This window comes from Desulfobulbaceae bacterium DB1, assembly GCA_001914235.1.
In the GTDB taxonomy this organism is placed as follows: Bacteria; Desulfobacterota; Desulfobulbia; order Desulfobulbales; family SURF-16; genus DB1.
In genome coordinates, this window is the sequence record MQUF01000011.1 from 37,280 (window position 1) to 57,431 (window position 20,152).

The window sequence follows — 20,152 nt, forward strand, 5'->3', positions numbered from 1 at the left end:
TACATCAAAGGGAAGGCATATACGGTTCAAAAAGCAGCTTCCCCTTGCCAGTTCAAGAAGAAAGCGGCAACAAAATCCTGAAGCAACGCGGACGGCAGGGCATTGATACCGGCCGCTGCCTCGCGCCCGCCGCCGGTGGGAAATTTTCGGCACAGGGCCGCCGCTCCCTGCTTATCCGCCAGGGGGGCCCGAACACTGACCAGTAACGTGCCGTCGCCATTATCCACCAGCAGAGCGTGGGCCTTGCCTTCAAGCTCCCTGGCTTTTTCATTGCTGAACACGCCGGCCACCCGACGGCACCATGGCGCGTCAGGAAAGCTGAAGATGCGGCCGTGCGCGTTTTCCGCAAGGGGAGAAGAGGCGCGGGCCAGCTCCATGTCGTCCGCATACCCCTGTCGCAGCTTATCGAGCACCGGGGATTCCCGATAGAAATGAAGCGGATTTTCATAGGGTTGAACCGCGGCAAAAAGCTCTTCCGGACGAAAGTGCAGGTCCGCCGGGTCCCGTCCGTAGCCGTTATAATTCATCAATTCGCCTAACTCCTGTAGGATTTTCACTTCCACGGGAGAAAAATTCATCGTCTGGGCGGCCCGACCGGCAACCGCATGCAGGTTATCCCCGAAGGCGGCGACAATCGCCCAGGGTCGGTATCGACCGCCGAGCAGCCGGTCGACAAGCAGCCCGGTGCAAACATCCGGTCCAGGGTCGATGGTGGCGTGCAACAAAGCGGAATCAGGGATCTCACCGGCAAAATGATGATCAAGATAGGTGACGGCATTGCCGCGACGCAGAAGAGCGGCAAGCGCTTCCCTGTTGCTGTCCAGCGAAATATCCAGCACCGTGATGACCGCCCCGGAAATACCCGGATCAGCCGCAAGGGCGTCAAGCAGCCGGATATCACGCTTTACCCCGGAAACAAGCTGCGACCGGCGGGGCTCCGCCAGACGAAGCTGATGCAGGGCGCAGATACCGTCGGCATCCCCGTTAAAAACATCAAAGTACTTCACCGCCGTCTCCTCATTCGAAATCATCAAGATCAAGCTCGCCGCTGCCGGTGTCGAGATCTACCGCCTTTTCCACCAGATCCCCGGTAAAACCAATACCCAGGGACTGCCCGAGTCCGACCAGGGAAAACATGACGGCAATCCGCTCATCATCGGTACTTTTCTCCGCCAGGAATTTAATGGCCCAGCACTGGGGATGGTAGACAAGGCCGAGGGAAGAGCTGACAATCTCGTTGGTATCCAGCGACTGTTTAAAATCGCCCTCGATATAAAAAGTATCCGTCAGCCGGGTTTTCAATTCCGCGTTGAGCTGGTTGATTTCCGTTCCTTTTGTGTAGCGGTAGTCAAGGGACACACTGTCGCCCCGTTTCGAGGTGTATTCGCTAAAGAGATCGTAGCGGGTCACCCCCTCCCCGTAAACACTCATGGCCGTTGTGTATCGCGTTTGCCAGCGAGCCATGGGGTAGAGATTTATCTTGAGCAAGATATCGGAAAAAGGCTGCCGTTCATCATCAGGCCCGGCAAGGTCGCGCCGTGCCTCGTCAATGTTATAGGCCTGTTCGATTTTCACATACCCGGCGTAACGGTTATATAAATCATCGCCCGTGCCGCCGCTGACCCGGAAATAATTATTCAGGCTGTAGGAAAGTGAATTTCCTCGCTCAAGTATATCTATTTCGTCAATCTCCGGCAATTCATCCTCAGGATTCACGGTAAGATAGGTGTAGCCGATCTCGGGCCGGAAGGAATGGTTTAAACCGGAAGCCGAACCGATATTCATGGCAAAATCGCGCTCCAGGGTGGTGGCGATATTGGCGTTCAGGTCCCAGGCGGAACGGGTCTGCTCGTCGTCATATTCCCAATCCGGCTCGGACGAACCGTTGGACTCAATGGAGTAAAAGGTTTCCCGCACGCCGCTGCTGACGGTTCCCTCGAAAAAATGACCGAGGGGAAGGGAGGCGATTACCTCTGGATACAGATCAACACGCTGTTCGCCAATCCCGTCCTCGCGCCAGTAATGAACATAGCTGGAATCCCAGCTCAGGCCAAACGGTATGTCGGTCAGCTCCAAAACGCCACTGTAAAGAAGCCGGGGCAGGGTGTTCACCTGGCTGGGGTCGTCATCGCCTCCCACCAGATCATCAACGCCGGCGAACTGGCCCCCCACGAATGACGAGGACCAGAACTTGGTCAACTGCATCTGCGAGGTCCGATAGGGCAGGGTTTCCTCCTCCAGCCCCCGATGGTAATTGAGCAGAAAATTATCCTCGCTTTCGTCAAAGCCATTGGCAAAACCGCCAATCTCCTGAAGATAGTCGCGGTCGGAGGCGCGATCGAGGTCAGCCCGCAGCCACAGGTTGCTGCCGAAATCATGGTCCAGCTTGCCGCGAACCCAGTATCTGTTATGCTCGGTTCGCAGATAATCGTCGGAGTTATAGTCATCTTCCGCGGTGTCCGCGGTTTTATCATAGATGTAGGTGCCGGCGATGGTGCCTTTCGAATTGTAATCCGCCGCGTAACGAAATTCAACTCCGGCCACAGCCCCTCTTTTCGAAAGATATCCCGGGTAAACGGTGATATCGCTGCTGGGAGAGAGATCGACAAAAAAGGGCGTAATGAGGCCGGAGCCGCTCAGGGTCGACTGGGATATTTCCGGCAGCAGAAAACCGCTTTTTCTTTTGGTGTTGGCGGGGAAAACAAAATAGGGCACATAGAGGACAGGAATATCCCGAACCCGAAGCACCGTATGCTTGAGCGTCACCACCTTTTCCAGCTTCACCGTCGCCTCGGCGGAATGAAACTGCCAGGGGAGGGTTTTGCCCTCTTCCACCTTGCAGGTGGTAAAATCGCCATCCTTGAAGTGATAGGTGATGGCATCCGTTTTATCCACTTCCCTGCCGGAAAAGTGGAGATTATTTTCCGGCACGAAAAGCGAGGTGTCGACAAGGGCCGCTGTTTCCTTCTGCAGATCAATCAGCGCCTCTTGCCCGACCACATCCTGATTGGGCGAATGCATGGACAAAGCACCCCTGGCCAGTACCTCGCCGTCGACAAGATTATAGCGCATCCAGTCCGCCTTGATCACCACCGGATCAGCACTTTTGTCATCCACCCGGCGGAGCACGACATTCCCTTCGGCAACCACCACCTCCGGCTGGGTGAAACGGCTGATTTTGTCGGCACTGATCTCCCATGGCTCGGAGGCAAAATCCTTGGCTCCGCACGGCACGATCCACAGGCTGCAGCACAACGCCGTGAGAGCCGCAATTCTTTTGGAGCTGATTTTTTTTCTCATAAGCAAAACGCCGATTTTCCCGTCATCCTCTGGAATCAGGCGAGAATAGCGCCGGAACTGCCGGAACCGACCATTTTCGCGTAACGGGCAATATACCCCGTGGTAATTTTAGGTGCCGGAGGGCGCCATGCCTCCCGGCGTCGCGCCATCTCAGGCGCATCCACTTCACAATGCAGTTTTTTGTTGGTGATGTCGACGACAATGGTATCACCCTCCTTGATCAGTCCGATGGGCCCGCCTTCGGCCGCCTCGGGCGATACATGGCCGACGCAGGCGCCCTGGGTGCCGCCGCTGAAGCGGCCGTCGGTAATGAGCGCCACGCTTTTCCCGAGTCCCATGCCGATGATCGCCGAGGTGGGCGAAAGCATTTCCGGCATGCCGGGGCCGCCTTTCGGGCCGCAGTAACGGATGACCACCACGTCTCCGGGTTTGATCGCTCCGGCCAGAATGGCGGTTTGTGCCTCTTCCTCGGAATCAAAGATGCGGGCCGGGCCGCTATGGCACATCATTTCCGGGGCCACGGCGGATTGCTTCACCACTGCCCCTTCAGGGGCGAGATTGCCGTACAGCACGGCAATGCCACCCTGTTTATGGTAGGGGTTGTCAACGCCGCGGATGATCTCGCTGTCACGAACCTTGGCCCGGTTAAGATTCTCGCCAAGGGTAAATCCGGTGACCGTCCTGACATTCTGATGTAAACCAAATTCGGTATTCAGCAGTTCGCGCATGACGGCCTGGACGCCGCCCGCCTCGTTGAGCTGCTGGAGGCTGTGCGGCCCCCCCGGAATAAGACTGCAGATATGCGGCACCCGCATGCTGACCTCATTAAAGGTCGCAAGGGGCAGATCAACTCCCGCTTCCCTGGCTATGGCCGGCACATGCAGCACGGTATTGGTGGAGCACCCCAGGGCCATGTCGACCGCCATGGCATTTTCAAAGGCTTCACGGGTGGCGATGTCCCGCGGCTTGATGTCCTCATGAAAAAGATTCATCACCGCCATGCCCGCCTGTTTGGCCAGCCGGATACGGGCCGAGGCCACCGCGGGAATGGTCCCGTTGCCCGGCAGCCCGAGTCCAAGTGCCTCGGTCAGGCAGTTCATGGAATTGGCGGTGAACATTCCGGAACAGGAGCCGCAGCTTGGGCAGGCGGCGTCTTCCAGTTCATCGAGCTCCTCCATGGTCATGGTCTTGGCCTTGACCCTTCCCACCCCCTCGAAAACACTGACCAGGTGAACGTCCCGCCCCTGGAAACGACCGGTGAGCATGGGTCCGCCGCTCACCATGACCGCCGGAATATTGAGCCGCAGCATGGCCATGAGCATGCCGGGCACCACCTTGTCGCAATTGGGAACAAGCACCATGGCATCAAAGGGATGAGCCTGACCCATAATTTCAACCGAATCGGCGATGATCTCACGACTGGCCAGGGAATATTTCATCCCCTTATGGTTCATGGCAATGCCGTCGCACACGCCGATGGTGGCAAAGGATATCGGGGTGCCGCCGGCCATTCTCACTCCGGCCTTGACGGCTTCCACGATCTTGTCAAGATGAATATGGCCGGGGATGATCTCGTTATGGGCGTGGCCGATACCGATCAGCGGCCGGCTTATTTCTTCATTGGTATATCCCATGGCCTTAAAAAGTGACCTGTGGGGAGCTCTTTCCAAGCCTTTTTTTACCGCATCGCTTCGCATGGCATTTCCTTATTCAGATGTATTAAATCAAAATGAGACTTTTACATTATTTCACGGCATATCAACCAGTTGCAACAAAGAAGCCACTCTCCTGCGCCCCGCCTGATAAATTCATAGAGCCGCAAGACAAGGCATATGTGCTCAAGTTACAGAACCTACCGTTTCCCAATAAAGCGTGTCAAGGCAAAACTTTCTCTTGCCAAGTTGAGCTGATTGTTTTTAAGTGTATAAGTTAATTTTTTAAATTACGACAAATTATGATAAGCTTGTAAAAATTCATCCTTGCCGTGCCTGGAAGCAAAAGCGCTCCGAGGCACGCAGGCATGCAAATTCTTTAAACGCCCGACTCCGCGAGAATGCCGCGGACCCGGCCGATGGAATTATTTTACAAGGCACTCAAATCATCTATAAATTTTTTTAATGAAATATCTGTTCGGACCCGTCAACTCACGCCGCCTCGGCCTGTCACTCGGCATCGATCTTGTTCCAGCTAAAATATGCAACTTCAACTGTATTTATTGTGAAGTTGGCCCCACCACACTATTTACCTGTGACCGCAAGGAATATACCCCGACCGCCGACATCATCGCCGAGATCGACGACTTTCTTGCGACGGTCAATCCCTCACGGCCGGTCGATGTCTTCACCATTACCGGCAGCGGGGAACCAACCTTGCACACCGGACTGGCCGACATTATCCGCCATCTGAAAGCAAAAAGCGGCAAACCGGTGGCCGTGCTCACCAACGGTTCGCTGTTTCACCTTACAGAGGTACGGGATGCACTCCTGGATGCGGACATCGTTATCCCATCCCTTGATGCGGCGCGCGAGGAAAGTTTCCGTAAAATCAACCGGCCGGCAAGCTGCTCCCGGCTGGAAGAGATCATCAACGGACTTTCGCTTTTTTGCTCAGAATTCAAAGGAGAACTGTGGCTTGAGATTCTGCTGGCCAAGGGCATCAACGATTCGGCTGACGACATTACGGCATTGCAAAAGGCTCTTGCCCGGATCAAACCGGCCAGAATCCAGCTCAACACCGTGGTGCGCCCGCCACTTGAATCTTTTGCCCGCGCCTTGACGGAAAAAGAACTGAACGATATCGGACGCCGATTGCCCGGCACCGTGGAAGTCATTGCCGATTTCCACAAACGGCAACGAACCGGCGTCCAGACGGCCAAAAAAAACGAGCTGTTCGAAATGCTCAAAAGAAGACCCTGCACCGAAGCGGATATCTGCGAGGCCTTGAATCTCGACGACGAATCCACCGCTGATCTCATTCAATTCATGAGAAAAAGCGGAGAAATCATCCAGACGGTACACCAGGGAAAAATTTACTACCAGACACCGCAGGCATCGTAATCGAGGAAAGAACCAGAAGCCCTCGCAGATCCTCGCTGAAACTGTCTGCCCATTGAAGGAATACAATGAACGACGAAAAAACAACCGAAGCAAACTCGGACGAAACGCTGGAAAAAGCGGCAGAGAAAAAAACAAGCCCCAAAAAAAGCAAGCCGCGCCGCAAGAAACCGGCGGCAAAAAGCAAAACCGGCGAAACAGCGAAACCCAAACCAGCGGAAGAAGAAGAAAAACCGGAAGCCCCGGTTTCCCTCAAACTCCTGATCAATTCCGAGGAGCCGGAGGAGGCCCGCATTGCCTTACTGGAAAACGGCAAACTGGAATCATTTCACCTGGAGACGGTTTCCCAGGAACAAACCAAGGGCAATATCTACAAAGGCATCATTACCGCCATCGAGCCCAACCTGCAGGCGGTTTTTGTCGATCTCGGCATTGAACGCAACGGCTTTCTGCCCTTCGGCGACATCCATCCGGAATATTACTGCAAGGATGTCCCCCCCACCACCCACTGGAAAGATCTGAAAATCCAGGAGGTTATCCGTAAAGGCCAGGAAGTGCTGGTGGAGGTGGTCAAAGAGTCGACCGGCAACAAAGGGGCCGGACTCACCACCTATCTCTCCATGCCCGGTCGTTATGTGGTGCTCATGCCGGGCAGCGACAGCCACGGCATCTCAAGAAAAATCGAGGACGAAGAACTGCGGCGCAAGCTGCGGGAAATTGTCGCCTCCGCCAATCTTCCCGAAGAAATAGGCTATATTGTTCGCACCGCCAGCATGGATGTGACCAAAACCGCTCTGGCCCAGGACATCCGTTACCAGTTGAGCCTGTGGAAGGAGATCAAAAAACGCGGCCAGACCATGACAGCCCCCGCACTCGTCTACAAAGAGCAGGATGTCACCGCCCGTTTTCTCCGCGATCATTTCACCCCGGACATTAAGGAAATACTGGTCGACAACCAGAACACCCATGACCAGGTTGTCAACTTCCTCAATCTGCTGCCGGCCCGACAAAGAACGGCGAAAGTCAAAATGCACAAGGGCAATCGTCCCATTTTCAACCTGTTTCAGATTGAAGAGCAGATCGAACAGATTTACCAGCCAACCGTCAGTCTGCCGTCCGGCGGGTCGATTGTCATCAACCCAACCGAGGCCCTGGTGGCCATCGACGTCAACTCCGGGCGCACATCAAAAGACAAGAATTTTGAAGAAACAATCTTCCTGGCCAACATGGAAGCGGCGGAAGAAATGGCGCGACAGCTTCGTCTCCGCGACCTTGGCGGCCTCATCGTTGTCGACTTCATCGACATGCGAGACAAAAAGCACATTCGCGAGGTGGAAAAACAGGTCAAAAACTGCATGAAACGAGACAAGGCCAAGGTGGACATCAGCCGCATCTCCAAATTCGGACTCATGCAGATTTCCCGACAGCGACTGGGTCCGCCGGTGCAGAAAGGCAGCTATATTATCTGCTCCCACTGCCAGGGTCTGGGCATGGTGCGTTCAGTGGAAACCATGGCGCTTTCACTGCTGCGCCGTATCCATACAGGCGCCATCAAGCAGTCAACCGACAAGATCACCTGCCGCTTTCCCCTGGACATCGCTCAATATCTGCAGAATCAGAAACGTGCCGATATTCTCGAACTTGAAAAAACCTACAATGTGATCATTCAGATCATTGGTGATCCGGACATGAATCCGACCCAGGCGGAAATAGATTTTCGCCGGACAGCGGAAGAAACCACTCCGGCCGCTTAATGTTTTACCCAGGGCGGGGAAAAGGCACGCTTCCCAATCGGACGCTTTGCGCCTTTTTCTCCGCCCTGCACCCTCTCAGCCCATCTTCTCTGCAAACAGCGCCATACCCGACCCGGTCCAAATAATCATTGCGCGTTTTCCCGAAAAAATCTTTCCCAATCTTCTCGTTTCCCGGCAAACATCCGCGACAATGCGGCAATTTGCCGCATTGTAAAATTTTCCGGCTCCGTTATTAATTAAGCTGACAAATGTTACAAATAAAATGACAAACTGAGAGCCTGACAAAATATGAAGCCCCCCATTTCGCGCCGAAAAAGCGTCACGCTGATTCTCGCCCTGGCAGCCTCACCCCTTGTTTTTTCCACAGTCGCCTCGGCCAAGGTCAGCGGCGCATGCGCCAACTGCCACACCATGCACAATTCCCAGGACGGCAGCCCGCTGGTGCACAGCGGGGCGGGGGTCGGGTGGACTGCGGACGGCACGCTTGCCGGCGGCAGCACGTCGACCGCCCCGGTGCAGAGCCTGCTCATTGCCGACTGCGTCGGCTGTCATTCATCCACCACCGATCAAACCATCGTTGATCTGGGCAGCAGTAAAATCCCCATTGTTTTCAACACAACCGCGGACTACCCGACCAAGGCCCTGGCCGGAGGCAACTTTCAGAAGGTAGCGAAGGGGCAGGAGTTTCACGGCTACGGCCACAATGTTTACGGAATCACCACGCAGGATATCAAACTGACGGAAGCGCCGGGCAACACCCGCTGCAGCGGCGTTACCAGCTCCTGTCACAAAACACTTGCCGCAGCCCCCAACGGAGAAAATTACTATCGGGGCGGCTGCCGGGGGTGCCATTACAATGTTTACCACCACGAGGACAACGATCACTACCGCTTCCTCAACTCCCACGACGAGCCGCAAGGCGCCTATGTCACCGGCATCGAGCATGAAGCCTGGGAACATCCGGACCAAACCAGTGTGTCGGAGCATAATTTCTACAAGGGATATGACAAGACCACTGTTCCAGGGAAGGGGCAGGGAGGGGACGGGGTCGTGCTCAAAACCAGCCACAGCATCTCGAGCTACTGCGCCGGTTGCCACAATGCCTTTCACAACAACGACGGCACCGGAACCAGCGTCTGGCTGCGGCATCCCACGGATATCGCCTTGCCCACCACAGGAGAATATGCCCAGTACAATCCGGTGACGAGCTACGAAATCCAGTCGCCGGTGGCATGGATCGACCCGTCAACCCCGCAGCGGCAGGAGGCGATTGTCATGTGCCTGTCCTGCCACCGGGTGCACGGCTCCGAACATGCCGACATTCTGCGCTGGGATTACAGCAAGATGATTGCCGCTGACGCCGGGGACGCGGAAGGCACCGGCTGTTTTGTCTGTCATACGACAAAGGATGATTAAGACGTTGCAGGCGGCATGCCGGACAGCATGCCGGCGCGGATCAAAAAAAACCGGTGCAACGGATGACGGCAGAACCGTTTTTTTATTCCCAGCTGCCGACATCGGCGTTTTCCTTTTCGCCGCCTTCCCGGTTGTCGGCTCCGAGCGAAGCAATTTCAATCTCGCTGTGCTCTCCGGGGTTGCGGTACTGGTAGTCATTATCCCACGGGTCAGCGGGAACGCCTTTTTTCAGGTACGGGCCGTCCCATTTATCCTCTCCGGGATTAACCACCAAGGCCTCAAGCCCTTCGTCCTGCGAGGGATAACGGCCGATATCGAGCCGGTAGGCATCCAGCGCCGCCATCAGCATGCCGATCTGGGTTTGGGCTGTTTTCTGCTTGGCGGTGCCGAGCTTCTTGAACATAGCCGGCCCCACCAGCGAGGCCAGAAGTCCGAGAATGACCATGACAATCATCAATTCCATCAAGGAAAAACCACGCCGGCAACGTAACAGCCCGACCTCTTTCTTTATTTCCTTTTTATTCTCAGCATGTTGCACCATAAAGACCTCCCTGATTAACGTTTTACCCACACTATGTTCGTCAGCATACCTGACCGACTCTTTTTTTGCCAGTCCGGATTGTTTGTTGTCAAAACTTCATCGTAACTGAAAACGCTGCACCGCTTTGTTGTGCTCATCCAGGCTGCGGGAAAAAAAATGACTGCCGCTGCCGTCATTTTTGGCGACGAAATAGAGATCGGCCGTATCGGCCGGATGAAGCACTGCGGCAAGCGACTCCTTCCCGGGATTGGCAATGGGTCCTGCCGGCAATCCCGGCAGGGTATACGTATTGTAGGGCGAGGGAGTCTGCAGGTCCTCCCTGGTGAGATTGCCGTTGAAATCGTTTATACCGTAAATAACCGTCGGGTCGGCCTGCAGTTTCATGTTCACCTTCAGTCGATTGAGAAAAACCGCGGCAATAAGCGGCCTTTCCTCGGCCAATGCCGTTTCTTTTTCGACAATGGATGCCAGAATAACTACGTCGTGCCTGTTCATCCCTTTGTCCTTCGTCACACCGGCGGCATGTCCGTGCTTGGAAATTTCGGAAAACACCAGCTTGAAGCGCTGCACCATCATGGAAATGACCGCATCCAGACTCTGGCCGCGGGAGATATGATAGGTATCGGGGAAAAGATATCCTTCAAGGGTGGGGACGGCAAGGCCGAAGGATTTAATCAGCTCGGGATCCCGGACACGCTGCAGAACAAGGTCGCGGTCATAATCGAAACCGCGGGCAAGAAGATCGGCTATCTGGTTGACATTGGACCCCTCGGGGATGGTAAGGGTCCGGTAATACACGTCACCCCTGGCAAGTTTTTCAATGATCTGCCGATGGGTCAAATCCGCGGGGAAAACATATTCGCCCGCCTGCATCCTGCCTGCGGCACCCATCCAGCGCGACAAAAGATCGAAACGGATGTCGTCGCGGATGACCTGATTGGCGACCAATGCCTTTTTCACCCCGGAAAAGCCGCTGCCCGGGGGGATAAAGACGACAAGGGGCTCTTCCCCGGCCAAATGAGGCCGGGCAGCGGCATAAATAAAGAGCCAGACAAAAAACAGCGGCACCAGAAGAGCGGCCGACAGGACGGCGAGAAGCCGTTTGCGGCTGAAAAACCTCCTCCATCCGCTCATTCCCGGCTCGCCCGAGGGGGGTGTGCCCCCGGCTGTCTCTTGCTGCGGCTCCTGCATCAATTCGACAAAAAAACTTTAAAAAATCTTGCCGAGCAACTGGTTGACATTTTTCACCGGCACAAAATTGATCTGATCCCGAAGATCCTTGGGGATCTCAACGAGATCGGTTTTGTTCTGGTCCGGAATGATCACCGTGGTGATCTTGGCCCGCAGAGCAGCCAGGGCTTTTTCCTTCAGACCGCCGATGGGCAGCACCCGGCCACGCAATGTCACCTCGCCGGTCATGGCAACATCCTGCCGCACTTTTTTGCCGACCATGGCCGAGTAAAGGGCGGCGACAATAGTCACGCCGGCTGACGGTCCGTCCTTGGGAATGGCGCCGGCCGGCACATGCACATGGACATCCACTTCGTCAAAATAGTTCTCCGCCATGCCGAGCGATGCCAGCCGGGAACGACAGATGGTCATGGCCGCCTGGGCCGATTCCTTCATGACATCGCCAAGCTGACCGGTCAAGGTCAGGCCGCCCTTGCCCTTGAGCAGAGAAACCTCGATGTACAGAATTTCGCCGCCGACCTCGGTCCAGGCAAGGCCGGTGGCCAGGCCGGGCTGGTCAATGGTGTCAATTTCCGCCTCAGGCTGAAATTTAGGCGGCCCCAGATACTTGTTGATCGTTCGCGGAGTGATGGCATAGGGCCCTTTGCCGCCTTCGGCAATGCGATGCGCCACTTTCCGGCAGACCTTGCCGATCTCCCGCTCCAGATTGCGCAGACCGGCTTCCTTGGTATAATGGGTAATGATCTGCACCAGCGATTCATCATCCAGGATGAGATGTTTTTCCTGGATGCCGTTTTCCTTGATCTGTCGCGGCAACAGGTAGCGCTTGGTAATTGCCAGCTTCTCCTCCTGGGTATAGCCGGAAAGACGTATCACCTCCATGCGGTCAAGCAGAGGGCCGGGGATGGTGTCCGTCATGTTGGCGGTGGTGATAAACATCACCTTGGACAGATCAAAGGGCTGATTGAGATAATGATCGGAAAACTCGAAATTCTGCTCCGGATCAAGCACCTCGAGCAGCGCGGAAGATGGGTCGCCCCGGTAATCGGAACCCACCTTGTCGATTTCATCCATCATAAACACCGGATTGTTGGAGGCAACGGTTTTCAACCCCTGAATGATCCGGCCCGGCATGGCCCCGATATAGGTACGGCGATGGCCGCGGATCTCGGCCTCATCCCGCATGCCGCCCAGGGATAACCGATGAAATTTCCGGCCCATTGCCCGGGCGATGGATTTGCCCAGCGATGTCTTGCCGACACCGGGAGGACCGACAAAACAAAGAATGGGTCCCTTGGTTGACCGGTTCAGCTTGCGCACCGCCAGATACTCGAGAATACGCTCCTTGACCTTTTCCAACCCGTGATGGTCCTCATCCAGCACCTGCCGGGCAACCTTCAGGTCGAGCACATCCTTGGTGCTCTTGCGCCAGGGCACATCAAGCATCCAGTCGAGATAGGTGCGGACAATGGTCGCCTCCGAGGCATCCGGATGCATCATATCAAGGCGCTTAAGCTGCTTCAGGCTCTCCTTCTTCACGTTGGGGGGCATGCGCGCCTTTTCTATTTTCAGCCGCAATTCCTCGATTTCCTCGGATTTGTCGTCATAGTCGCCAAGTTCCTTCTTCAACGCCTGCAACTGCTCCCGCAGGAAATATTCCCGCTGGGTTTTGCCCATTTCCTCCTTGGCCTCGGATTGGATCTTGGCCTGCATGGTGGAAACCTCAAGTTCCTTATGGAGAAACTCGGCAACCTTCTTGAGGCGCTGAACGGAATCAATCGTTTCGAGCACCTGCTGGGATTCGGATGTTTTCAGACGCAGGTTGGAGACAACGAGATCCGCCAACCTGCCCGGCTCGTCTATTTCATTTAAAATCACCATCAGTTCAGAGGAGACCACGCCTTTCAGCGACAGAATCTTTTCCGTCTGCTCGCGGACCGTGCGCATCAACGCCTCGGTTTCAACCGACAACTCAGCATTTTTTTCCTCCGGGAAAAGCTCCAGCCGGGCGGAAAAATAAGGCACCTCCTGCACCACCTCTTTCACATGCGCTTTATGGAGCGCCTGAACCAGCACCTTCAGGCGGCCATCCGGCAGCTTCAAGGTCCGCATGATCATGCACACCATACCGACGCTGAAGATGTCGTCTGCGCCGGGCTCGTCGATTGTCGAATCCTTCTGGGTTACCAGCAGCAGCAGCTTATCGCCGGACAGGGCTTCCTGAATGGCGTTTACCGATGCCGGCCGGCCGACGAAAAGGGGAATGATCATATAATTAAAGATGACCACATCCCGCACGGCCATCATCGGCAGGATTTCCGGTATTTCCGGCTCTTCAATATCGGCTAATTCATCCTTGTCAGGATAGATGGGATCATCATTTTGCACAGGAAACCTCCGTCGTATGCATACCGGAAGCAGACCCGCTCGAAAGAACGGCGCTGCTTCCTTTGGGTGAATTCAAGTTAAGTTGCTGTAAACTAAACATTGGTGAAATTTAAGTCAAGTACAGGCTCGAACTCCTTGTCCTTTTTCAAAATAAAATCTGTTGAAGTTCATGATAATTTGCTCCATAGTGGACATGAAAACGGCAAAGCCGTGGTAAAAAAACAACACCGCAAGCGGGGTGCGCGGCTTGGGGCCGTAACGACACGCCCGGAGAGGCAATGGCTTTCTCGCGGCGCGATCATCAACAAAAGCAGGGAAAAAAACATGTTGCAACCCGATCTTTTTTTCGACCTTTCCACTTTTGAACACCGGGAACTGTTCTCGGAAGCCCACTATGTCTGGGATGGTCTCAAAAAATTAAAATCCTTCATGGACGGCGCTTCGTATCGGCAACTGCCGGACTGGGCAAAAAAATACGAACCTTTGCGCACGACGCTTGTCTATCATGATAATGCATTCCGGGACGGGTCTCACCTCACCATGGAATTCGGCGACGCAACCAAAGGCGGCATGAAGGTCTGGGAAAACGGCCGGCTGCTTGACGGGGCAAGCGTCATAATGGCCGGCGCGGTGCTTGCCGGCGAGAAAATCCTTTTGGGCAAAGGGATAAAAATCGAACCGGGAGCCTACATCGGATCACCGACCATTATCGGCGACATGACGGAAATTCGCCAGGGAGCTTATTTGCGCGGCTATTGCCTCATCGGTCGAAAATGCGTTGTCGGCCACGTGACGGAAGTCAAACATACGGTTTTCATGGATGAGGCCAAAGCCGGCCACTTTGCCTACCTCGGCGACAGCATTCTGGGACGCGATGTCAACCTCGGCGCGGGCACGAAACTGGCCAATCTCCGTTTCGCCCCCGGCAACGTCAAGGTCCGCACCCCTGAGGGAACCATTGATACCGGACTGCGGAAGTTCGGCGCCATTCTGGCTGATTATGTCCAGACGGGCTGTAATTCCGTCACCAATCCGGGCACGATTCTTGGGCCGAGAAGCATGGTGCTGCCCAACACCACCGCCCCTTCGGGACTGCATGAAAAACACAGTTTAATCAGGTGATCGCCTCGTCCGCTTCCTTCCGGCGAGGAACACACCCCGCACCAACATCCATGAAGAAACGGCGGTTTCATAAAAATTCAAAACGGAATGACGAATGAAAAAGTTCCAACCCCGGGCGGGCTATCCGGCGAAACCGGGGGTGACTCCAAATTCCGGAGACGGGAATCTTCAACAAGGTCATTGAGGTGTTTTCATGCTGCAACTCAAAAAAATACTCGTGACGGCCTGCCTTTTTCTGGCTGCAACTTCCCCTTTGCCTGCCGCCGAGGGGCCGGAGGCCGACATTCTCGCCTCCGTCGGCGAGACAACGCTTTCAACCAGCCGTTTCAACATGATGATCGACATGATGCCGCCGCAAGTGCAAATCATGCTCCGGTCCAATCAGGAGATGAAAAAAGAACTTATCAACCGCTGGGTGGAAATCAATCTTCTGGTCCAGGAAGCCCTTGCCGAGGGACTTGACAAGGACCCTCTTTCGGCATTGAAAATAGAGGAAATGCGCAACAGGATCCTGGTGGAAGCCCTGGTGGCCAGAAAAGTGGACACCAGGTCCGGAATCGAACAGGAACAAATCGCCTCCTATTATGCCGATAACAAGGCGGAATTTATCCAGGGCGAGCAGGTTGAAGCCCAGCACATTCTCATCAGAGTGGACGCAACCGCACCCGCCGAAGACCAGGAAAAAGCCAGGAAAACCATTGAGACGATCCGGCAAGAACTCAAAAAAGGGGAATCGTTTTCCCGACTTGCCCAAAAGCACTCCGAAGATCCCGGTTCCGCCGCAAAAGGCGGCAACCTTGGTTTTTTCGGTCGCGGCCAGATGGTCAAGGAATTTGAAGATGCCGCCTTTGCCACCAAGCCCGGCGAAACAAGCGAACCGGTCCTGACGAATTTCGGCTGGCACCTGATCCATATTGTCAGCAAAAAAGAACCGGAACAGTTACCCCTTGAAAAGGTCAGCAAACAAATTGAAGCCAAGCTGAAAGCGGAACGAAATGAAAAAGTCTTGCAGAATCTGGTTGAAGCGCTCAAAGAAAAATATCCCGTGACAATCAAATAACTCCTTCCGGCAGCAAACGGAAAGGACTCGCCCGGCCTTCCGAGAGAACCGCCGCAAGAAAGATTTCTCTGTCATCCCGGTGTTCTCTGTGGTAAAAACAGGACGATACGGGATCATCAAAGGAAGCGGCGGCGAAAAGACCTCCCTCCTTTATATATTCCCTTGATTGACATAATGATATATGCCGTAAAAAACTTCACCGATCAGTCCGAAAGTGAGGTAAATTCGCATGATACGGTTTGCAGGCAATTTTGACCCGGCCATTTTTTTGAGAATGGAAACGGCGAGAATGGTTAAACCTATAAGAAACGGTACGGACTCCAACCAGTGACGCAGCGTGGCGGTCACTGTATCGACGGGACGGCCGGGGAAATACCTCACCGTGACAAACAGGTAAACCGCCATAAGCAAACCCAACGAAATCTTTTCTTTTGTACTCATTGAACAAAAGCCCTCTGCAATCTTTCAAATTTGACAAAAAACACATATGACATCTTTGCGCGCCCTTTTTCTTCCCGAAACAATCCTTGTGCCGAACACGGTTTTCCAGGAACTCTTTTTTTTCGACAAACTCTACCATTACCAGCCATGTGAAGAAGATGCAACCGCCGCGGCCGAGGTTCAGCACGATCTCTGCGAGGGATACGCGCCGGTACCCTTTCATGACGAGCTGCAACGCTTCACACAACTTATCAGAGAGCTGAAAGGAAATGAAGGGGAATTTTACAGCGGCCATATCTCCACCCTCTCGTCGCAGTTTCCTGCAAATCGCGACGAGGGCAGCGTCCGCAGCCTCATTACCGCCATTTCAGGCCGGGACGAAAAAAAAGAAACAGCGGCTGACAGGAAAAAAAAGGAAGAGTTGTGGCAGGCACGACTGCTGTTGAAACTTTCGGAGATTTTATACAAGGAGGAACAAGAACTGGCCCAGGCACTCACCGCCGTCTCGTGCCGCGAAAAAGAACTTTTTGAGGCGTTGAAGGGCGAGGACGAGGAAATCCCCTTTGCGCTGACCCCGCTCCTGCCCCCAGCAACTTCTCCCATCAAACCTGAGCTGATCCTGAAGGCCTGGGCGAAACTTTTTCTTGCCGACAGCCGCCGCGAAAAACACACGATTCTTGCCTGCAGCCGGGAGGAAACCGCTGAACTTCTTTTTGATGTCAACGAGTCGTTCAACAAGCAGCGACCGGTCAGGCTTCTGCGCATTCCGCTCCCCCTTCTGGAGGAAATGCCCCTTGATGAGTATCAGGATGTTCGCCGGGCCTTCCGGCGAGAAGCTCAGTCGGTCATCGACGGGTTGCATGCATTACTTGCCGCAACCGGGGCAAAGGGAATAGAATCCGACACCCTGCAAAATTTTGCCGGGCTTGCCGCTGACTGGACCAGAACTCTCTCCACCTTTCGCTTTGGCCAGCCCGCAAGCGACGTGCCGGGAAATCCGGAACCGTGCCGGCCGCAGCCGCACCTGGAAATCTCCCTGTGCAACCAGAGCGCTTCCGCCCTGATGCAGCAATTTTTGCGCCGGACAGGGGCAGCGGAAGAAGCAAAAAACCATGCGCTTATCGCGGTAAAATCGCTGAGGAAATCTACCTGTAAGGGTTAATGGTCAAGACCGGACAGGGCGACATCTTCACCACCTTTTCCGCGATGCTGCCGAACAAAACTTTTTCCAACCCCTTGTACCCGTGCGTTCCCATGACAACCAAATCGACATGGTGCTGCTTGACATATTCAATAATGGTTTCGGAGATATCGCCGGAAAGCACCACCCCTTTACAGATGACGGAGGCATCCAGGTTTTCCTTTAAAAACGTCGTCATTCTTTCCTTGGCGCCGGCAACAAGATCCTCTTCAAACTGAATAATGGGCATGTGGGGCTCAAAAAATTCGGAATAATCCTGAAAGGTCTGGGCTACGAATATCGCCTCCATTTCCGCCCCAAACGTCTTTGCCGCAAATGCCCCGTACTCGATGACGCGGTTGGCGTTTTCCGAAAAATCAATGGGAACAAGAATTTTCTTTACCTGCATGACACCCTCCTCTTCATTTTTGACGACGATCATGTGATTTCCCCGCAGTCCAACGGGCAGCCGTTTCGACGTTCTCGCTCATGCCGCTATTTCATTTTATGCTTTATCAACCGCGGAAACAAAACTTTTTTCTTTGTATCTTCAGATATTAGGGGTAAGAAAAATGCGGGATTACTATAACGATGCATGATCTTCTTACGCAAACCGAAAAAATATTCTCCCCGCAAGGAGTTCTCAGCCGCAGGCTTGCCGGATACGAAGCCCGCAGCGGACAACTGGATATGGCCCTTGCCGTGGCCCGTTGTCTCGCGGCAACGACCGGTGACCATTCCGGCCCGGACAGCAGTCTGCTCGCCGTTGAAGCGGAGACGGGAATCGGCAAAACCCTTGCCTACCTTATCCCCGCCGCCCTGAGCGGCCGCCGCGTGATCATCTCCACCGGCACCCTGAATCTCCAGGAGCAGATCCTGCACAAGGAAATCCCCTTCATCAAAGATCATGTCGACCCGGACCTTGCGGCCATCTGCGTCAAGGGCCGACAAAACTATCTCTGCCTCTACCGCTGGCGACAAATGTACCATTCCGACCAGCTTTCCCTGTTCGAAAACGAGCAGATCGACGCCGTGGCCCAGTGGCTTTCCTCAACCACCACCGGCGACAGGGCGGAACTGGAATGGCTGCCCGACAATTCCGGATTCTGGCGGCAGATAAGCGCCTCTTCCAGCCAATGCCCGGGAACCGCCTGCCCGGACAGCGGCGAATGCTTTATCAGTCAACTGCGCAAAAAAGCCGCGCGCTGCCGTTTGCTCATCGTCAATCATCACCTCTTTTTTTCCGATCTGGCTTTGCGGCGTTTCGGCTTTGCCGAGGTACTGCCCCGCTATGAAGCAGTCATATTCGACGAAGCCCATCACATTGAGAATATCGCCACCCGCTATTTCGGCACCAGCGTCAGCCATTTCCAATTGCTCGACCTGGCCCACGACATTGAACGCATGTGTCACGAAGACGGTACGCAACGAAAATACGACAAAGTCATTGCCGCGGCCCGCGGAATGGAGATCTCCGCCAACCGCTTTCTTGCCCTTTTCCCGGACGACAAGGGCCGCTTCCCCCTGCATGAGGCAGTGGCGAAAATAGCGAACTGGGATGATGAATCGTTTCTGTTAAACGAATCACTTCGCAAACTATTACTGACAATCGATCCGCTGGGCCAACAAAATGAGCTCTGGAACGCCATGCACCGCCGCATCAGCGAACTGCTGGCCAATCTTAACAGCGTGGTGGAAAAGCACGACAGCTCCCACGTCTATTGGTATGAAAGACGTGAAAAAACGGTCATCTTGTCGGCTTCCCCCATCGAAATTGCCGGTGATTTACGGCAAGCACTGTATCATGAGGTAAAAAGCGCGGTCTTCACCTCAGCCACCCTGACCGCCGGTGGTTCTTTCAGCTATTTTTTCGAACGACTCGGTCTGCCGGATGCAACCGACAGCCTCAGGCTGGCCTCCCCCTTTGATTATAAAGACCGCACCCGTCTTTTTATCCCGGACCGTTTTCCCGAGCCCGCATCGCCCCTCTTTCTGCCGGAACTGCAGGAACGTGTGCTTGATCTGCTGCTGGCTTCCCAGGGACGGGCCCTTGTTCTTTTCACCAGCTTCAAAGCCATGCATGCCCTGCACGGTTTCCTTGCCGATCGCCTGCCCTTCCCCCTTTTCATCCAGGGGAGTGCCCAAAAACAGGCCCTGCTTGACCGTTTCAGCCGGGAAACCCATTCCGTTCTCCTGGCGGTTGCAAGCTTCTGGGAGGGAGTCGATGTGCCGGGTCCGGCCTTAAGCTGCGTCATAATCGACAAGCTTCCTTTCGAGGTGCCCAACGACCCGGTGATCATGGCCAGGATCGACAAGATCAAGGAAAACGGCGGCAACCCTTTTATGGATTTCCAGGTGCCCCGCGCCATCCTGACGCTGCGCCAGGGAATCGGGCGCCTGATGCGCTCCTCGACCGACTGCGGGCTTCTGGCAATTATGGACATTCGGCTGTTCAGCAAACATTACGGCCGCGCCTTTCGGCAAAGCCTGCCAAACAGCGAGATCATCCGCAGCATGAACGAAGTTCGTTCTTTTTTTGATGAAATAACGGGAACGGGATAACTGATTTTTTTGCTGTTTTGATTTTCACAGATCAGCAAAATTGGGCAATCAAGGCCGAATCTGTTATATGAACAAGGCAAACCATACAACTATCGGAGAAAAACAAGGTGAACAAATCGGAATTACTGCTGCGGCTCCAACCGG

Annotated in this window: 15 protein-coding genes; 7 read left to right on the top strand and 8 right to left on the bottom strand. The window is 54.5% G+C overall.

Annotated elements, in window-relative coordinates:
* Positions 1-26 precede the first annotated feature (26 nt).
* The 3 genes from BM485_10815 to BM485_10825 are packed head-to-tail and all read right to left on the bottom strand — an operon-like array spanning position 27 to position 4,997.
* Positions 27-1,007 carry an acetyltransferase gene (locus tag BM485_10815; GenBank protein OKY75009.1) on the bottom strand — a complete coding sequence of 327 codons (981 nt, stop codon included), beginning with the start codon at positions 1,005-1,007 and terminating at the stop codon, positions 27-29.
* A 10-nt stretch (positions 1,008-1,017) separates the two neighbouring features.
* Positions 1,018-3,300 (bottom strand): hypothetical protein, encoded by a 2,283-nt coding sequence (locus tag BM485_10820; protein OKY74925.1) that lies wholly within the window; start codon positions 3,298-3,300, stop codon positions 1,018-1,020.
* Between the two features lie 35 nt (positions 3,301-3,335).
* A complete protein-coding gene (locus BM485_10825; protein OKY74926.1) occupies positions 3,336-4,997 on the bottom strand; it encodes a dihydroxy-acid dehydratase in 1,662 nt (553 codons plus the stop codon).
* 420 nt (positions 4,998-5,417) lie between these two features.
* Here BM485_10825 and BM485_10830 point away from each other — a divergent pair, with 420 nt between their 5' ends.
* The 3 genes from BM485_10830 (at position 5,418) to BM485_10840 (ending at position 9,523) form a co-directional block, all read left to right on the top strand.
* On the top strand, positions 5,418-6,356 hold the full coding sequence (locus BM485_10830) for a hypothetical protein (protein OKY74927.1): 939 nt from the start codon (positions 5,418-5,420) through the stop codon (positions 6,354-6,356).
* A gap of 257 nt (positions 6,357-6,613) precedes the next feature.
* Positions 6,614-8,107, top strand: coding sequence for a hypothetical protein (locus BM485_10835; GenBank protein ID OKY75010.1), 1,494 nt, complete (start codon positions 6,614-6,616; stop codon positions 8,105-8,107).
* A gap of 288 nt (positions 8,108-8,395) precedes the next feature.
* Positions 8,396-9,523, top strand: coding sequence for a hypothetical protein (locus BM485_10840; protein OKY74928.1), 1,128 nt, complete (start codon positions 8,396-8,398; stop codon positions 9,521-9,523).
* A gap of 82 nt (positions 9,524-9,605) precedes the next feature.
* On the opposite strand, the gene BM485_10845 is transcribed toward BM485_10840, so the two are convergent.
* From BM485_10845 to BM485_10855, 3 genes are all read right to left on the bottom strand, one after another.
* Complete coding sequence (locus BM485_10845; GenBank protein ID OKY74929.1) at positions 9,606-10,064, bottom strand: type II secretion system protein GspG; 459 nt, start codon at positions 10,062-10,064, stop codon at positions 9,606-9,608.
* A 96-nt stretch (positions 10,065-10,160) separates the two neighbouring features.
* Entirely contained in the window at positions 10,161-11,255 is a 1,095-nt protein-coding gene (locus tag BM485_10850) for a hypothetical protein (GenBank protein ID OKY74930.1), read from the bottom strand.
* An 18-nt stretch (positions 11,256-11,273) separates the two neighbouring features.
* Positions 11,274-13,643 (bottom strand): endopeptidase La, encoded by a 2,370-nt coding sequence (locus tag BM485_10855; GenBank protein OKY74931.1) that lies wholly within the window; start codon positions 13,641-13,643, stop codon positions 11,274-11,276.
* Positions 13,644-13,967: 324 nt separating this feature from the next.
* Here BM485_10855 and BM485_10860 point away from each other — a divergent pair, with 324 nt between their 5' ends.
* Positions 13,968-14,765: a bifunctional GlmU protein gene (locus BM485_10860; protein ID OKY75011.1), complete on the top strand. Its 798-nt coding sequence runs from the start codon at positions 13,968-13,970 to the stop codon at positions 14,763-14,765.
* Between the two features lie 193 nt (positions 14,766-14,958).
* Positions 14,959-15,825 carry a hypothetical protein gene (locus BM485_10865; GenBank protein ID OKY74932.1) on the top strand — a complete coding sequence of 289 codons (867 nt, stop codon included), beginning with the start codon at positions 14,959-14,961 and terminating at the stop codon, positions 15,823-15,825.
* A gap of 150 nt (positions 15,826-15,975) precedes the next feature.
* Here the strand turns inward: BM485_10865 and BM485_10870 are convergent, their stop codons facing one another.
* Positions 15,976-16,230: a hypothetical protein gene (locus BM485_10870; GenBank protein ID OKY74933.1), complete on the bottom strand. Its 255-nt coding sequence runs from the start codon at positions 16,228-16,230 to the stop codon at positions 15,976-15,978.
* A gap of 82 nt (positions 16,231-16,312) precedes the next feature.
* On the opposite strand from BM485_10870, the gene BM485_10875 reads away from it, so the two are divergent.
* Positions 16,313-17,428 carry a hypothetical protein gene (locus BM485_10875; protein OKY74934.1) on the top strand — a complete coding sequence of 372 codons (1,116 nt, stop codon included), beginning with the start codon at positions 16,313-16,315 and terminating at the stop codon, positions 17,426-17,428.
* Here the strand turns inward: BM485_10875 and BM485_10880 are convergent.
* Positions 17,412-17,888: a universal stress protein gene (locus BM485_10880; GenBank protein ID OKY74935.1), complete on the bottom strand. Its 477-nt coding sequence runs from the start codon at positions 17,886-17,888 to the stop codon at positions 17,412-17,414. The genes BM485_10875 and BM485_10880 overlap by 17 nt on opposite strands.
* A gap of 137 nt (positions 17,889-18,025) precedes the next feature.
* Here BM485_10880 and BM485_10885 point away from each other — a divergent pair, with 137 nt between their 5' ends.
* Positions 18,026-20,008, top strand: a complete 1,983-nt coding sequence (locus BM485_10885; GenBank protein OKY74936.1) for a hypothetical protein — start codon at positions 18,026-18,028, stop codon at positions 20,006-20,008.
* The last annotated feature ends 144 nt before the right edge of the window (positions 20,009-20,152 follow it).

Excerpts from the sequence above, each read along its gene's own strand:
- BM485_10850 (OKY74930.1), bottom strand. The coding sequence starts at position 11,255 with ATGCAGGAGCCGCAGCAAGAGACAGCCGGGGGCACACCCCCCTCGGGC.
- BM485_10820 (OKY74925.1), bottom strand. The coding sequence starts at position 3,300 with ATGAGAAAAAAAATCAGCTCCAAAAGAATTGCGGCTCTCACGGCGTTG.
- BM485_10830 (OKY74927.1), top strand. The coding sequence starts at position 5,418 with ATGAAATATCTGTTCGGACCCGTCAACTCACGCCGCCTCGGCCTGTCA.
- BM485_10880 (OKY74935.1), bottom strand. The coding sequence starts at position 17,888 with ATGATCGTCGTCAAAAATGAAGAGGAGGGTGTCATGCAGGTAAAGAAA.
- BM485_10860 (OKY75011.1), top strand. The coding sequence starts at position 13,968 with ATGTTGCAACCCGATCTTTTTTTCGACCTTTCCACTTTTGAACACCGG.
- BM485_10875 (OKY74934.1), top strand. The coding sequence starts at position 16,313 with ATGACATCTTTGCGCGCCCTTTTTCTTCCCGAAACAATCCTTGTGCCG.
- BM485_10825 (OKY74926.1), bottom strand. The coding sequence starts at position 4,997 with ATGCGAAGCGATGCGGTAAAAAAAGGCTTGGAAAGAGCTCCCCACAGG.
- BM485_10840 (OKY74928.1), top strand. The coding sequence starts at position 8,396 with ATGAAGCCCCCCATTTCGCGCCGAAAAAGCGTCACGCTGATTCTCGCC.
- BM485_10845 (OKY74929.1), bottom strand. The coding sequence starts at position 10,064 with ATGGTGCAACATGCTGAGAATAAAAAGGAAATAAAGAAAGAGGTCGGG.
- BM485_10865 (OKY74932.1), top strand. The coding sequence starts at position 14,959 with ATGCTGCAACTCAAAAAAATACTCGTGACGGCCTGCCTTTTTCTGGCT.
- BM485_10870 (OKY74933.1), bottom strand. The coding sequence starts at position 16,230 with ATGGCGGTTTACCTGTTTGTCACGGTGAGGTATTTCCCCGGCCGTCCC.